Annotated in this window: 15 protein-coding genes; 6 read left to right on the forward strand and 9 right to left on the reverse strand. The window is 51.6% G+C overall.

The features are described from left to right. The first annotated feature begins 281 nt into the window (after positions 1-281). Positions 282-1,985: a methyl-accepting chemotaxis protein gene (locus ACO05E_RS05625; protein WP_419812007.1), complete on the forward strand. Its 1,704-nt coding sequence runs from the start codon at positions 282-284 to the stop codon at positions 1,983-1,985. Between the two features lie 118 nt (positions 1,986-2,103). Beyond that, positions 2,104-4,086, forward strand: coding sequence for an alkyl/aryl-sulfatase (locus ACO05E_RS05630; RefSeq protein WP_419812008.1), 1,983 nt, complete (start codon positions 2,104-2,106; stop codon positions 4,084-4,086). A 33-nt stretch (positions 4,087-4,119) separates the two neighbouring features. Here the strand turns inward: ACO05E_RS05630 and ACO05E_RS05635 are convergent, their stop codons facing one another. The 9 genes from ACO05E_RS05635 to ACO05E_RS05675 form a co-directional block, all read right to left on the reverse strand. Then, positions 4,120-5,151 carry an AraC family transcriptional regulator ligand-binding domain-containing protein gene (locus tag ACO05E_RS05635; RefSeq protein ID WP_419812009.1) on the reverse strand — a complete coding sequence of 344 codons (1,032 nt, stop codon included), beginning with the start codon at positions 5,149-5,151 and terminating at the stop codon, positions 4,120-4,122. Positions 5,152-5,216: 65 nt separating this feature from the next. Next, positions 5,217-6,455: a phosphatidylinositol-specific phospholipase C domain-containing protein gene (locus tag ACO05E_RS05640; RefSeq protein ID WP_419812010.1), complete on the reverse strand. Its 1,239-nt coding sequence runs from the start codon at positions 6,453-6,455 to the stop codon at positions 5,217-5,219. A gap of 183 nt (positions 6,456-6,638) precedes the next feature. Then, positions 6,639-7,388, reverse strand: coding sequence for a hypothetical protein (locus ACO05E_RS05645; RefSeq protein WP_419812011.1), 750 nt, complete (start codon positions 7,386-7,388; stop codon positions 6,639-6,641). After that, positions 7,385-8,665, reverse strand: a complete 1,281-nt coding sequence (locus ACO05E_RS05650; RefSeq protein WP_419812012.1) for a dicarboxylate/amino acid:cation symporter — start codon at positions 8,663-8,665, stop codon at positions 7,385-7,387. Before ACO05E_RS05650 ends, ACO05E_RS05645 begins: the two co-directional genes overlap by 4 nt. 201 nt (positions 8,666-8,866) lie before the next feature. Next, positions 8,867-9,241: a helicase gene (locus ACO05E_RS05655; RefSeq protein WP_419812013.1), complete on the reverse strand. Its 375-nt coding sequence runs from the start codon at positions 9,239-9,241 to the stop codon at positions 8,867-8,869. Positions 9,242-9,313: 72 nt separating this feature from the next. Then, positions 9,314-9,877, reverse strand: coding sequence for a DUF1415 domain-containing protein (locus ACO05E_RS05660; protein WP_419813663.1), 564 nt, complete (start codon positions 9,875-9,877; stop codon positions 9,314-9,316). Further along, positions 9,874-10,146, reverse strand: coding sequence for an HU family DNA-binding protein (locus ACO05E_RS05665; RefSeq protein WP_255857891.1), 273 nt, complete (start codon positions 10,144-10,146; stop codon positions 9,874-9,876). Before ACO05E_RS05665 ends, ACO05E_RS05660 begins: the two co-directional genes overlap by 4 nt. Positions 10,147-10,280: 134 nt before the next feature. Next, positions 10,281-11,429 carry an FAD-dependent oxidoreductase gene (locus tag ACO05E_RS05670; protein WP_419812014.1) on the reverse strand — a complete coding sequence of 383 codons (1,149 nt, stop codon included), beginning with the start codon at positions 11,427-11,429 and terminating at the stop codon, positions 10,281-10,283. 28 nt (positions 11,430-11,457) lie between these two features. Beyond that, complete coding sequence (locus ACO05E_RS05675) at positions 11,458-11,622, reverse strand: rubredoxin (RefSeq protein ID WP_419812015.1); 165 nt, start codon at positions 11,620-11,622, stop codon at positions 11,458-11,460. Positions 11,623-11,758: 136 nt separating this feature from the next. Between ACO05E_RS05675 and ACO05E_RS05680 the strand changes: the two genes are divergently transcribed. The 4 genes from ACO05E_RS05680 to phoR all read left to right on the forward strand — a co-directional run bounded on the left by ACO05E_RS05680 (position 11,759) and on the right by phoR (position 15,352). Continuing rightward, complete coding sequence (locus ACO05E_RS05680; protein WP_419812016.1) at positions 11,759-12,328, forward strand: chorismate--pyruvate lyase family protein; 570 nt, start codon at positions 11,759-11,761, stop codon at positions 12,326-12,328. 13 nt (positions 12,329-12,341) lie between these two features. Beyond that, positions 12,342-13,253: a 4-hydroxybenzoate octaprenyltransferase gene (gene ubiA, locus ACO05E_RS05685; protein WP_419812017.1), complete on the forward strand. Its 912-nt coding sequence runs from the start codon at positions 12,342-12,344 to the stop codon at positions 13,251-13,253. Positions 13,254-13,353: 100 nt separating this feature from the next. Next, the gene (phoB, locus tag ACO05E_RS05690; RefSeq protein WP_419812018.1) at positions 13,354-14,052 is read left to right on the forward strand and encodes a phosphate regulon transcriptional regulator PhoB; all 699 of its coding nucleotides are present in this window, start codon (positions 13,354-13,356) and stop codon (positions 14,050-14,052) included. A gap of 7 nt (positions 14,053-14,059) precedes the next feature. Next, positions 14,060-15,352 (forward strand): phosphate regulon sensor histidine kinase PhoR, encoded by a 1,293-nt coding sequence (phoR, locus tag ACO05E_RS05695; RefSeq protein WP_419812019.1) that lies wholly within the window; start codon positions 14,060-14,062, stop codon positions 15,350-15,352. Positions 15,353-15,383 lie beyond the last annotated feature (31 nt).

The raw sequence follows: 15,383 nt of genomic DNA on the forward strand, positions 1-15,383 counted from the left end.
CGCCCAGCTATGACAGTTTTTCATTAATCAACCCAGCTTATAGCAGTCCGGCAACCACGAGAAGCCTAAAAGACTTGCTCCAAACAACTGTGCCTGTGACTCAAAAACCTGTCCAAAACCCACTAAAATTGTCAGCTTTGTCTTGCCCAATCAATAAACCAATCTATAGTTTCTGAGTTAAACAATGAAATTCACGGCTGATATCACGCACCGGGAAGTGCCAGGAAACCTGCGTTTTACTCCCTCTCTGTATTTCAGACCGTCATCCATGAGACCCCGTTATGTTAAAAAATAAAGTCATTGCCCTGTTCAGCGGCATCATCATTGCGATGTTGATAGCGGTTTGGGCCTCTCAGCAGGCAACAACGTCAACCCAGCAACTCGCTAGCAGTGCCAAACAGCGCTACCTGTCGTTTCAGTTAGCCGATGAATTCCGTCATTCCTCCATGAACCTGACGCGCCTGGCCAGAACCTATGTTTCAACCGGCGAAGACACTTATCGTCGTCAGTACTGGGATATCGTGAAATGGCGTAATGGTGAAATACCGCGCCCGACCAGTGTTAACAAAGACCTGTACCCGGGGGAGTCACGTAAACAGCGCGACATCATGCAGGAACTGGGGTTTTCTGAGCAGGAGTTCGCCTTACTGCAGCAGGCCAGTAATAACTCCGACGCATTAATCGCCACCGAAAGTCAGGCGATGGCCATTATTGAACAGGGCAAAATGGTATCCGGCCCGTTTCAGCCTCGCTCTGGTGAAGATCTGAATATCTTTGCGCTACGGATTTTGTTCGATGCCAACTATCACAATGAAGTGAGTAAGATCATGACACCGGTGAACCGTTTCTTTGCGGCACTTGACCAGCGCACCAGCGCAGAAGTGGACGCTGCCAAAAACGCCGCCGAGCAGTGGGACACCATCGCCACCACCTTACAGCTGCTGGTTGCCCTGGCAACGGCCATCGCGGCTTTCCTGGCTATGAAAGTGATCTTTACTCCGTTACAGCGTGTGGTGGATGCCATGCAGGATATTGGCCGTGGTCACGGCAGCCTGAACAGCCGCTTACGTGCTGAAGGCGATCACGAGCTGGCCACTCTGGCGAAAGGCTTTAATCGCTTTGCTGAAAATATTTATCAGCTGGTGGTTAAGGTACGTCACACCACTGATGGGGTGAAAAACACGTCCGACCTCATGACCAACATGACCGGCCAGACGCAGGGAGCTATTCAGGATCAACAGCGTATTTTATCCGGCTCAGCGGAGTCGATGTCGAGTCTGGTGGATATTTCTCAGAACGTTGCTGGCAGTGCCTCCAGCGCTGCAGAAGCCACCACCGATGCCGACCAGAAGTCGAAGCAAGGTCTGGATGTAGTACAAAGCGCCATCTCCGGTATCGATCAGTTATCACGTGATATTGAGCAAGCCTCGCAAGCCATTCGCACGGTTGAAAACGATTCCAATACCATTGCCACCATTCTGGATGTGATTCGCGGCATTGCCGATCAAACCAATCTGCTGGCATTAAACGCTGCTATTGAAGCCGCCCGGGCTGGTGAACAGGGTCGTGGCTTTGCCGTGGTCGCGGATGAAGTTCGCTCTCTGGCCTCCAAAACTCAGGAGTCCACTACCGAAATCCAAACCATGATTGAACGCCTGCAATCGGGCGCAATCTCAGCGGTAAACACCATGCAATCAAGCACCGAACAAGCCAGCGTGTGTGTCAGCAAAGCCCGTGAAGCCGGTGAAGCACTGAACAGCATTTCAGCCTCGGTGGGCGATATTAATCGCATGAATTCGGATATTGCCAGCGCCGGTCGCCAGCAGATGGATATTATCGAAGCCATTAATCAGCAGCTGCAGCAAGTGGTCAGCCAGGCAGATACCATTCAGGCTCACGCTCAGGAAGTGAGCAATAATGCCGACAGCATCAGCCAGCAAACACACACTCTGAATGATCAGGTGGGTCAGTTTAAAACCGATTAATCGGCTGCTGTTTCCAGTGGCCAGTAAAGACACATTACTGGCCACTTCAGACCACTCACCTTATATCACAGCGCTTTACACTCGATATCACACAATAAGCATAACCATCGAGACCATTATGAAGCACTCATTGTTGGCAACCGCCTTATGTAGCACGCTGCTGATTGGCTGCAGTGAATCCCCATCATCCAAACCATCCAACTCACCCCAAATATCTAACTCCTCCAACAGCGCCGCCAGTGCCACCACCCAACAAGCGAATCGTGCCGTTTCTGAGCAATTGCCCTTTCAGGATCTGACCGATTTTGAGCAAGCTAATAAAGGGCTGATTGCCCGTCCGGATGCGTTAGAGGTCATCAGCGAGCGCGGCGAGTTGTTGTGGCGTATGGCCGATTATGAGTTTCTCGATGGCGAGGCTGCCGATACTGTAAATCCCAGTCTATGGCGTCAGGCGCAGTTAAATGCCATTCATGGTTTGTTTGAAGTCAGCCCTGGCATTTATCAGCTGCGTGGTTTTGATATTTCGAATATGACGTTAATTGAAGGGCAAAACGGCTGGATTGTGGTCGATCCACTCACCGCCAAAGAAAGCGCTAAGGTTGCGATTGATTTTGCCATGCAACATCTGCCACAAAAGCCGATCTCCGCCATTATTTTTACCCACAGCCATATTGATCATTTTGGTGGCGTGCTGGGGCTGAACGACTATCTGGCCGATGATATTCCTATCGTTGCTCCCCACGGCTTTTTAGAAGAAGCCACCAGCGAAAACATTATTGCCGGAACCGCCATGAGCCGCCGCGCGACCTATATGTATGGGCGTGGGTTGGAGCGTAATGCCAACGGCCATGTGGGGTCTGGCTTGGGGAAAGGCGGAGCCTTTGGTGCGTTTGGTATTCGTGAACCCAATACCTTAATCAGCGAAACCGGCAGTGAATTAACCATTGATGGTGTGCCGTTTGTTTTCCAATACACACCAGAATCCGAAGCACCGGCAGAGATGACCTTTTATCTGCCTGAGCACAAAGCATTTTGTGGCGCCGAACTGGTGTCACGCACCATGCATAACCTCTATACCTTACGCGGCACTAAGGTACGTGATGCGCGTAAATGGAGCGCTTATATCAACGAGGCCAAGGAATTATTTGCTGATGCCGATATCTATTTTGGCAGCCATCACTGGCCTATCTGGGGACAGAAACAGATTCAGACCTTCCTGACCCAGCAGCGCGATACCTATAAGTACATTCACGATCAAACCGTGCGTCATCTGAATAACGGTCTGGTGAGTGATGAAATTGCCGAAACCCTTCAGCTACCCGAATCATTAGCCAACACCTTTTCCAGCCGTGGTTATTACGGCACCCTGAAGCACAACAGCCGCGCCGTGTATCAGGCCTATATGGGTTGGTACGATGGTAATCCGGCTCATCTTGACCCGCTGCCTGCCAGCCAGACGGCCAGCCGTTATGTGACATTAGCCGGTGGTGCGGATGCTTTATTGCAACAAAGCCAAAGCGCGGTCGATCAGGGTGACTATCGTTGGGCCGCCGAGCTATTAAATCATTTGGTGTTTGCCCAGCCAGACAATCAGGCGGCCCGTAACCTGCTGGTCGACTCCTACGAGCAACTGGGGTTTCAGGCTGAATCCGGCCCATGGCGCGATGTGTATTTATCCGCCGCTAAAGAGCTGCGCCATGGCAAAGCCAATAACGGCATTGATATTCGCCAGATGAAAGACGTGCTGATGCAATCACCCGTGAGCAACTTCTTTGATTCGATGTCGGTACGCTTAAAGGCGGAAGACGTGGATGACGATCAAGCCGCCATGGCGATTTCGATCAGCGATAAAAACGAACAGTATTTTTTATGGATCGAAAACTCGGTACTGCATCATCGTCCGTTGCGATCTGACGACAACTTCGCTGCCCGTTTAACCATCAGCCACGAGTTGTTTGTGGATATGTTGCTGGGCAATGCCGGTATCCGCGAAACCCTGTTTTCCGATGATTTGTCGGTGGATGGCAGCCTGCTGGAACTGGTTGGCTTCTTCAGTTTATTTGAACAACCGGATGCCAATTTTAATATTGTGACGCCCTAGCAGGTTGTTAGAGCTTGATAGAGACTCGTGAACTTACTTTTCAGCATCTCGATACTGGGCCGGGGTTAACCCGGTCCAGCGTTGGAACGCCCGGCTGAAATTACTGCTGTCACTGAAGCCGGTACGATAGGCCACTTCCGTCACTGGCAGCTCCTGAATTAATAAACGCTGCGCTAATTGCTGTCGCACGCGTTGAACACATTCACGAAAGCTGGTGTGTTCGTCACTGAGGTAGCGCCGCAAGGAGCGTTCACTCACCGCAAACTGCTGGGCAGCCTCGGCCAGCGTTGGCTCTCCCTGCTGCAGATTAGCGACGATATAGTGCTCCACTTGATGACGCCAGCCACTGAGTTGTAAGCCATCGAGGTATTTTTTCACCGCCGCTTCATTGGCTAAGCGCAGTTCCTGATTACCCATCACCGGCGCTTGCTGTAATTGCTGACGTGAAAACCATAAGCCATAGGCGTCGCAGGCAAATTCAACCGGCTCACCAAACACCTGATGCCAGCGGCTGGCGTCTGCGGGCTGAGCACGCATCAGTTGTGTTGCAACAATCAAAGGGTCTGATGGGTGGTATAAATGAAGGTCACTGACTTGCTGAGTCAGGTTACGGATCACAGCAAAAAACGCTTCAATAGCCAACGGGCTGACTTCCACATTCGCCAGTGGTTCAACACAAAAGCCCACCCGGTCTGGCTGGTGCTGCAAACGAACCTGAACGGTATTGGAAACCAGGGCGTAATATTCGGCTAGCTTCTCCAGCACCTGCAACAGGTTATCGCAGGTCATCACCACCAACCCCAATGCCCGGAAATGGGTGGGCATGGCACATTCAGCCACCGCCAAACCAAATGCAGGGTCATGACTGTAGTGCTCACACAGCTGCCATAAATGAGTCATACGATGAATATCAATACGCCCATCCGGTTGCTGTTGCACCTGCTGATAATCAATTCCGGCTTGCTGTAACAGCGGTTGGGGCTCTATGCCGCGTTGTTGTAACGCCCGGGCAATCGCCAGCGGCCAGGCTGAAATGGTGGTGTAGAAGTCCGATTGCCGCTGCATAATAGAGTCATCCGCCAGATAAGCGGATGACTATAACGCAAAACGTTCGGTTTGCGGGTCAGAGATTAACGAGTCCAGAGACCTTCCTGCTGGCGATCGTTGTAGTTCAGCCAAACGTGTGTGTTACCACCTTTCGCTGACCGCAGCGCTTCGTTATCCGCCGAGCTGGCAGGCACAGAGAAGGTGTAATTGCCCGCCAGTGCCGCACACGCTGCGGTGCCTTCGGTCCAGGCGCCAGTGGTGGTGCTCAGGCTCCAAGAGCCATCATCCTGGTTTTCACAGGCAAAGTGATATTGATTACCACAGTAGTCATCATCCCAACGACCATTGCCCCACTGCACCGCACAGTCCTGATCGCCACCGGCATTATTCGGTTCATTACGATCCCACGACCAGACAGCCGCTTCCAAACGTCCATCGTCATGGGTAATGTCGTCCAGATTCACCAGATTTCGGCCAGCTTTAAACTCGCGTTCGATATCCGCGGCTTCCAGGCGGCTAACGGCGGTGCCGTTAAAGAAAGCACCAATGGCACCCACACCAGTACGGTCTTCCCAGATACGGCTGATATTACCCAAGCCACCAAAGGCCACATTCGCCATCGCGGCATCACTGGAGCAGTCACCATCTTTCCATAACACCACCTGTTTACCGGCCATTAACACATCGGCTTTACTCAGGTTGGCCGGAATATTCTGACAGCCGCCAGAGGTGTAAAACTTGTTGCCCAGCTTACTGTTTAAAGTATTCCATAAACGGCTGTGTTCACCATCCACATGGTCTTCGATATAGAGAATAATGACTTCCGTCGGGTTTTCATTCAGCCAGCGCTGCACTTCGTCCAGCCCATCACTTAAACGACGATCCGCCAGACTGCAGCCCACATGCACATCACCAAAGTTCTGACCAATCCCGGAATGACACAACAGAATATCGTTGCCCCAGTCGAAACCATCAATTTTATAGGTCCAGTGTGCATCCAGTTCGAGGAAACGCGCTCCTAAACGCAGCTGATCATACATAGAGTGAATCTGCTGAGGATCAAGGTAGCGTAGCGCCGTCCGGTACTCTCGCGAGTTATAGCTGTTGTGAGAGCCCAGAATACTGCTTTGACTCAATGGCTCGTTCAGATCCAGCTGACGTTGCATCGCCAGGGCTTTACCGGCCCAGCTATTCTGGAAATCGGCAATCGGATCTGAAGGTGGTGGCGCAGAGCTCATCGCCAGTGCTGTTGTGGAGCATACTGTGGCAGCGAATGTAGCGGCTGTTTTGGTGACTGTCGTCAGAGGGATTTTTACGTTCATGATGTGTTTCCTGTAAGCGTATAGGAATCGATGGTGTCTGATTCTGAAATGATCAGATTTATTATTAGTACGAACGTTTTATTACAAATTATGCTTTCAGGGATAGGTCAAAGCAGGCCGATTAGATTACGGCCTGTATTCATACAAAATAATGAGTTGGAACCTGTAAACAGGCTCCGGAAATCAGGAAGGGTCTTTTAATAAAGTCGACGAGGCCTGTAACCAGGCTTTTAAAGCCGGTTGCTGGTAGGCCCGGGTCAGTGCCGCAATGCCGTCGTTAGGTGTGCGGCGATAGGTGTACAACAGAAATTCCTGCGCTTCCGCCTGCAACTGGGTTTGCCAGTTCGCCGGTGGCTGCCAGTTTTTTAATACCGCCTGTAACTGGGCATAGACAGACGCCCGGGTCTGTAAAATCAGATCGGAAAAGTGCATCGCCTGATCCAGATCGCTAATGGTTTTTAAGCGCCCGACTGAAGGCGGTTGCGCTCGTAACTTCTCAACATAAGCGAGAAACTCAGCCGAATCCTGACCCGCCACTGCGGCATTTTCTTTACTGCGCGCCTGGCGCATCACCTGACTGTTCAGAGTTTTGATCAGCTGCTGTAACTGTTGTTGAGTCAGAGATTGCAGCGGCTGTTTTAATCGTTCAGTTAACTGCACTGGCGACCATAATTGTGTCACCCGACCGGCAACCTGATACTGAAAGCCCAAGGCAGCCTGCTGTTTATTCAGTTCACGTTGTGCCAGATGACGTGCTTGCAGGCTTAAACCGGTCAGCCCGGATAACTCAATCACCCGTGCTAACTGTTGCTCGTGCTCAACGTCGTGCTGTAAACCGTTTTGCTGAGCGGCGGCCGTTGAATTTGCCCAGCTTAACGCCGGTAAGGTTGCCAGAGTCAGTAACCCAATAACTGAAAATAACCGCCGAATCATGCTTTTACGTCTCCTGCTTGCGGGTCATTAAAGATGGTTTTATTCAGTGCGCCATCCGAGTGAGCCACTGTCACAGAAACCATGGCATCGCCGGTGACATTCACCGCCGTGCGGATCATATCGAGAATACGGTCAACACCAATAATCAGAGCAATACCTTCAACCGGCAGACCCACTTGTTGTAATACCAGTGCCAGTGTCACCAGCCCGACACCCGGAACACCGGCCGTGCCGATAGACGCCAACATCGCGGTGACAATCACTAACAAGTAATCAGTCAGTGCCAGATCAAGACCAAACGCCTGAGCAATAAACACAGTCGCCACGCCCTGCATAATAGCCGTACCGTCCATATTAATGGTGGCACCTAATGGCACGGCAAAGGATGCCACGCGATTATCGGCCCCCAGTCGTTGCTCCACGGTACGCAAGGTAATCGGCAGAGTGGCATTACTGGACGCGGTACTGAAAGCAAACAGCTGAGTATTGCGCATTTTTTTCAGGAAAATAGCCGGTGACAAACCCGTCAGGGTTTTCAGGATCAGCGGATATACCACCAATGCATGCACCGCCAGAGCACCCACCACCGTCAGCATATAAATGGCTAAGTCGCCGACGGTTCCCAGTCCTTGTTTGGCAAACAAGCTGAAAAGCAGAGCAAACACCCCGTATGGCGCTAATGACATTAACAAGGTCACCAGCTTCATCAGTACTTCGTTCCAGTCATTAAAGGTGGCACCAATCCGATCTCCGGCGGCACCGGCACGGCCAATCGCCAAACCAATCAATACTGCAAATACGATCACCTGCAGCATTTTACCTTCGGCCATGGCGGCAATCGGATTAGTCGGGAAAATATTGATAAACACCTGCTTCAGCGAGGTCTCTGCTGGTGCTTTGTAGTTGGCTTCGGTTTGTAGCGATACGCCGGAGCCCGGTTCAAACAAAGTCGCCAGAAACAGTGCCAGAGAGATGGCTAAACCGGTTGTGATGATATACAGACCGATGGTTTTAACACTCAGCAGCCCCAGACTGCTCTGATCCTTCAGGTGGCACACACCACACACCAGCGACACAAACACCAGCGGCACCACCAGCACTTTTAAACTGGCCACAAAAATTTTACCGAGGACAAAAAATACCCCGTTTGCCAGCAGGTCATCGAGGATATAACGCAGGGTCTGATTAAGGCCGTCATCTGCCAGCAGAACCTGAGTGATACTGCCGAGCACCACCGCCAGCGCCATGGCAATAAGAATTCGTTTGGTCAGATTCATCTCAGATTCCTTTTTATTAACTTCGGTTGTTAATTCCGGTTATTCATTCTGATACGGAGTTGATAACGGATAATGTTTTTTGCCGCCGCCCCGAAGGCACATCCATGTGCCTGCCGGGCGGTCGCAACATCCTGTTGCTGCTCTCAAAAACATTACCCGCCATTACTCCGTTAGATATCGCTAAAGCCGTTTGTTCTCGGCTTACTTCTTCTTTTTGGCTTTCATTAATTTTGCCAGCCCCTGAAACCACATCACGGCTTTAAAGTCGCCAGACAGCGTGATTTCTTTATTTTGAATGCCCTTCATAAAGGCATTTTTGTCTTTTGAGGTCAGCACTGCCAGGCCGGTCTGAGCATCTTTAAAACTGATGGAAAACGCCGGGTCAGCGTGTGCCTTGCCTTTACTTTTTACTTGCTGATCTTTAACCACATAGTGACGGACAATAGCGCCATCAGCGGTTTGCAGTTGAAAGACCAGATCTTTACCTTGCAGCTGCTCGCGGAAGTCCGGGTTGTTTTTCGCTGACTTCTTCATCATCAGGCCTAACGCCCATAACAGCAGACGAAATTTAATCATGGTGAGTACCTTACTTTGTTTTGAATGGGATAAATCATGCTCGTTAGCCCACGCTGGATAATGACGTTAACATCAGCGTGGGTCGTCAAACACCCGGGATTTTGCCAGAGCAGGCATAGCTTTTAACAGCCCTTCTCGTCCCAAACGGCGCATATGTTTACGATTTCTTTCCGGAATACGCTCAGGTTTGGTGGCCGAAGCCAGAACGGCTTCCATTTCGGCTTCACGGATAATATGCAGTGTTGGGTACGGCGCACGGTTGGTGAAGTGACTCATATCCGCTTCATCTTCGCCTTCAAACAGATACTGCGGATGAAAGGTAGCCAGCTGCAGAATACCTTCATAACCCAGCTGATACAGTAAATTGTCGCAGATACCCACCCAGTTCCAGTATTCATCAAAGTCGTGCAGCACATTGGGGGTGACAAACAAAGCGGTTGGCAATTGTTGCGGGTCGGCGTCAGCAACCTGTTGCAGCAGATGCATAAATTCGGCGGTGACGGTTTCTAAATCGGTGCTGTCGCTGACATCAATCAGCATGGTGTCGAACACGGGGTGAGCGAAGGGACAGAGCCCTTCGCCGATCACCAGCTGCTTCACCCACTCACGAGTCAGCAGCTGGGCATCAGTACTTATTGTACTGCCTCTTTCAGAGCCTTACCGGCTTTGAATGCTGGTACTTTAGCCGCAGGAATGGTGATTGGCTCACCAGTTTGCGGGTTTTTACCCTGACGCTCTTTACGGTCGCGTACTTCAAAAGTACCAAAACCGATCAGGCTTACGGAATCGCCTTCGCTCAGTGCTTTGGCAATCTGATCGGTGATCGCGTTGATCACTTCAGATGCTTTTTCTTTGCTCAGATCAGCTTGTTCAGCAATGGCCGCAGCCAGTTCTGGTTTACGCATGGAATAAATCCTTATTGTATTGGATAACAGCCCCCGACAACGCCGGGGTCAATATCAGGAAAAAAACAAACAACGAAATTACGAGTGCGGAGAAAACCACACACTCGTCTCTCTGACAGGCTTAACAGCCAACCTTACGGCATCAGAGGAGGCAATTCTTTGTTGAGCGCTACTTTATTCATAACCTTGGCTCCGGTCAAAGCATACCCGAGCAATTTGCCCTCAGAATTGCGAAATTCTGCCTGAACATCGCTTCCCTGAGCATCAATTGACCAGTTTCCGTCACTATTGGCTGCTACCGGAGCCACGGCCACCGGAACCACCGGAGTTTTGACAGTCACTGGCATCACACCATAATTAACCGCCGTTACCTCACCATTCAGGGTTTTTGCCAGTGCTCTGGCCGATGCCATCAGAGGCAAAACATACAGCAGCACATGGCCATCCACTTCGGCGCAGTCGCCCAGTGCATAGATATCCGCTTCGCTGGTTTGCAGCTCACGATTCACCACAATACCATGGCTCACCTGCAGTCCCGCTTTCACCGCCAGATCCAGACGTGGACGCAAGCCAATAGCCGAGACAACCAGATCGGTTTCGATGGTTTCGCCATTGCTCAGATACGCCACCAGGGCATCATTTTCTTTGCTGATGCGAGTGACCAACGGGCCTAAATGGAAGCGTACGCCCAGCCCTTCAAGACCTTGCTGCACGGCATTAGCCGCCTCGCCCGGCAGCAATGACGGCAGAATATGATCGCACGGCGCCACCACTTCCACGTCAAACCCACCACTGGCCATATCATTGGCAAACTCAGCACCAATCAGGCCGGCCCCCATAATCAGTACCCGCTTTTTGCCTTTAGCCGCAGCGCGGAACTGCGCGTAATCCTGTAAGTCATTAATCGAATAGATGCAGTCTTCGGCATCGCCTTCGATTCTCGGGCTGACCACCTCGGCACCCCAGGCGAGTACCAGCTTGCTGTAAGCCACCGGCTCTTCACCAACGAAGACTTTTTTAGCCGCCGGGTCGATGTTAGTCACCCGGGTATGGGTACGAATTACAACATTCAGCTGGTCAGCCATATCTGCTGCCGTCGCCATCGCCAGATCATCGGCGCTTTTGTTTTTACCAAATCCGGTCGACAGCATGGGTTTGGAATAGTTACGACCGTCATCAGCGGTGATCATCAGAATACTCTGGTCGGGATTCAGCTTGCGCAGTTCCTTAACCAGGTTATAACCCGCCAGGCCTGAGCCAATAACAACTATCGGATCACTCATACCCTTTCCTTCATCAAAATATTAATACTCAGATTTCGACCATTTCGAAATCATCTTTGCCCACCCCACAATCCGGGCAGATAAAGTCATCCGGCACATCATCCCAAGCGGTGCCCGGTGGAATGCCTTCTTCCGGCGCGCCTTCGGCTTCGTCGTAAATCCAGCCACACACTACACATTGCCATTTTTTCATGATGAATCTCTCTTATTATGTCTAATCACACTCTGCCATCTGAATCCGGCAGTTTTAAAGCAGCCGTAACGCTACTGATGCCAGTGACTAAAAGCAACGGTCAATTACCGCACGCGTCGGGGTTTTCCCTTGCGAAATGAGCGACTTTCACGCATTCTGCGCGGCGATGAACAGTTCAGCGTTACACCACATTCTGCACCCGCTTGCACCCAGTTGGTCCACCCGAAATCACATTGCGCCAGCCAGCCTTCCGGCTTACTGGCGTGACTGGTTATTCGATCATGGTTCTCTGACGGCACGCTTAAGCCAATTAGGCCATTTCAGTGTCGAGATTGTGCGTGAATATTATGGTCGACCGACCCCGTTAGAGCGCCGTTGCCTGGCATTATCTCATCAGGGCAGAGTCTGGGTACGGGAAGTGATTCTGCACGTCGATCAACACCCGCTGGTGTATGCCCGTACGGCCATTCCGCTGACGACACTGACCGGACAGGAACGCCGGTTGCAATATCTCGGCAAACGATCACTGGGCAGTTATTTATTTCGCCAGCCAGATCTGCAACGCCAACCGCTACGGGTTTCTCACTGCAATCCGAATCCGTTAGCGCTAGAATGGTGCCGGCATTCGGTCTTTACTCTGGGTGATAAACCTTTAATGGTATCGGAAGCTTTTTCTCAACAACTGGCGGCACTGGCGCCGCGATGATACGAACGGTTTTATGTCTTCTGTCTTGCAACCTCTGCAGCGCGTTTTGCAACAACAATTAGATCGTTATTTTCCCCGCTGGTTTGACTGGGTGCAGCTGACCCGAATCGACAAACCCGTTGGTTCGTATCTGCTGTTATGGCCAACCTTATGGGCCTTATGGGTCGCCGGAGAAGGGCAACCCTCCTTTGCCAATGTCTGTATTTTTATTCTGGGTGTGTTTCTGATGCGCTCAGCCGGGTGTGTGATCAACGACTTTGCCGACCGCAATATTGATGGTCATGTTAAACGTACCCATGATCGGCCGCTGGCTGCCGGGCGCATCAGTGCCAAAGAAGCCTTAATGACTTTTGCCCTGCTGATTACAGCAGCATTTATTCTGGTGCTGTTTACCAATGTATTTACAGTGCTGTTGTCATTTGGCGGGTTAGCACTGGCGTCACTTTATCCTTTTATGAAACGCCATACTCACCTGCCTCAGGTGGTCTTAGGTGCTGCGTTTTCCTGGGCGATTCCAATGGCGTTTGCCGCCCAGAGTGACGAATTACCCACGGTTGTCTGGTTGTTATACATCGCCAATCTGAGCTGGACCATTGCTTACGATACCGTCTATGCCATGGTCGACCGTGACGATGACATCAAAATCGGGGTGAAATCTACCGCCGTTCTGTTTGGTGATATGGACATTGTGATGGTGGCTACGCTAAAAGGTATTGCCGTGTTTGCCTTGCTGCTGGCCGGTAGTCAGTTACAACTGGGTTGGCCGTATTATCTGTCGTTGCTGGCAGGAGCGGCTTTTCTCGGCTGGCAGGTATGGAATATCCGCTCACGAGAGCGCGACATTTGTTTTGCCACTTTCCGCCAGAGCCACTGGTTCGGGCTGATTGTGTGGGCCGGACTGGTTGCTCACTACGTCCTTGTTTAGTTGACAATGTCAGGGTCATGCCCTGCCTGTCATATGCCTGTAACATTATCCCAGTGTAATACCGCGCATTATCAAATATGACACTTGCGTGACTGGAACTATGAGTAAAGCAGGTAAAACCGTACTGATCGTCGATGACGAAGCCCCGATCCGCGAGATGATTGCTGTTGCGCTGGAGATGGCTGGCTATGAATGCCTGGAAGCGGCCACCGCACAGGAAGCACACTCACAGGTAGTGGATCGCCAACCCGATATGATCCTGCTCGACTGGATGTTGCCGGGCACCAGTGGTGTCGAATTTGCGCGTCGTCTGAAGCGTGAAGAGCTGACCGCCGAGCTGCCGATTATCATGCTCACCGCCAAAGGTGAAGAAGATAACAAGGTACAAGGGCTGGAAGCTGGGGCCGATGACTACATCACTAAACCGTTCTCGCCACGAGAACTGGTGGCTCGCCTGAAAGCCGTGCTGCGCCGCGCTACTCCTCAGGGAATTGAAGAACCGATTGCCGTGGGTGGACTGGTGCTGGATCCGGTCTGCCACCGGGTGATGTCGCATGAGTCGCCGATTGATATTGGCCCAACCGAATATCGCTTGCTGCAGTTTTTTATGACCCATCAGGAGCGTGCCTATTCCCGGGCTCAGCTGTTGGATCAGGTCTGGGGCGGCAATGTGTATGTTGAAGAACGCACGGTGGATGTCCATATCCGTCGTTTGCGTAAAGCACTCGGCAATGCTCACGACCATCTGATTCAAACCGTGCGCGGCACGGGTTATCGCTTCTCGACCAAAGCGTCATAACATAGCCATGACCTCAGGCTGGCGCAGGGAATTGCGCCCACTGCTGTTGCTGCTCACGATTGCACTGGCAGCGGGCTACCATTTTGACACCCTCAGTATATCGCTGGCATTGGCCTGCGGCCTTTATATTATCTGGCAGTGGCTGCAACTTTACCGGCTGCACCACTGGCTGAAGCAGGGCCAGAGTACTCAACTGCCATCCACCTACGGTATCTGGGGCAGCATCTTTTACCAGACCCAACGCCTGCAGCAACGCAGCCAGAAACACCAGCAACGGCTACAGGCCATTATCAACCGCATTCAGGATTCGACCGCCGCCTTACAGGACGCAGTACTGATGGTGGATAGCCATGGCAACCTGGAATGGTGGAATCGTGCTGCCGGTGAGTTTTTGGGCCTCAAGGCACCAGTGGATGTGGGCCAGCCCATCACCAATCTGATTCGCAACCCTCTGTTTAAAACCTATTTTGATTCGGTCAGTTATGACGAGCCGTTATCCATTCCCTCGCCGGTCAATGCTCAGTTACAGCTGCAATTTAATATCACCCTGTTTGGCCGTAAGGACCGACTGATTCTGGTGCATGACGTCACCCGTCTGAAGCAACTGGAAGCCATGCGCAAAGACTTTGTCGCCAATGTCAGCCACGAGCTGCGCACGCCATTAACCGTGGTATCAGGCTATATAGAAACGATGGATATGGCCGCCGATTATCTGCCGCCACGCTGGGGCCGGATGATCAGCCAAATGGCACAACAAAGCCGACGCATGGAGAATCTGATTACCGATTTACTGATGTTATCGCGATTGGAAACCAGCCATCAGAACCAATCAGACACCATTGCCATCACCCCCATGCTGGCAACCATTGTTGCCGACGCCCAGGCACTCAGTGGTGAGCGAGACCATAACATCACACTGGCAATTCAATCGGATACCCAGCTCAGGGGTTATCAGGATGAGCTGCACAGTGCATTCTCAAATCTGATCTTTAATGCGGTGAAATACACTCAGGATGGTGGTGATATTGAGGTCAGTTGGTCAGACCATGGCGAGGGAGTGCGTTTGTGTGTCAAAGACAACGGCCCGGGCATTGATGAGCATCATATTCCACGCCTGACCGAACGCTTTTACCGGGCAGACCCGAGCCGAAATAACCAGACCGGTGGTACCGGTCTGGGGCTGGCTATTGTGAAACATGTGTTGTTACGGCATCAGGCCGAATTGGAAATTCGCAGCACGTTAGGTCAAGGCAGCGAGTTCTGCTGCCACTTTCCCGCTGAACGTTGTTTAACCGATTAAGTCAGTCTCTTTAGCAGGCCGCTTAACGCCG

Source organism: Bacterioplanoides sp., assembly GCF_965226395.1.
Taxonomy (GTDB): domain Bacteria; phylum Pseudomonadota; class Gammaproteobacteria; order Pseudomonadales; family Oceanobacteraceae; genus Bacterioplanoides.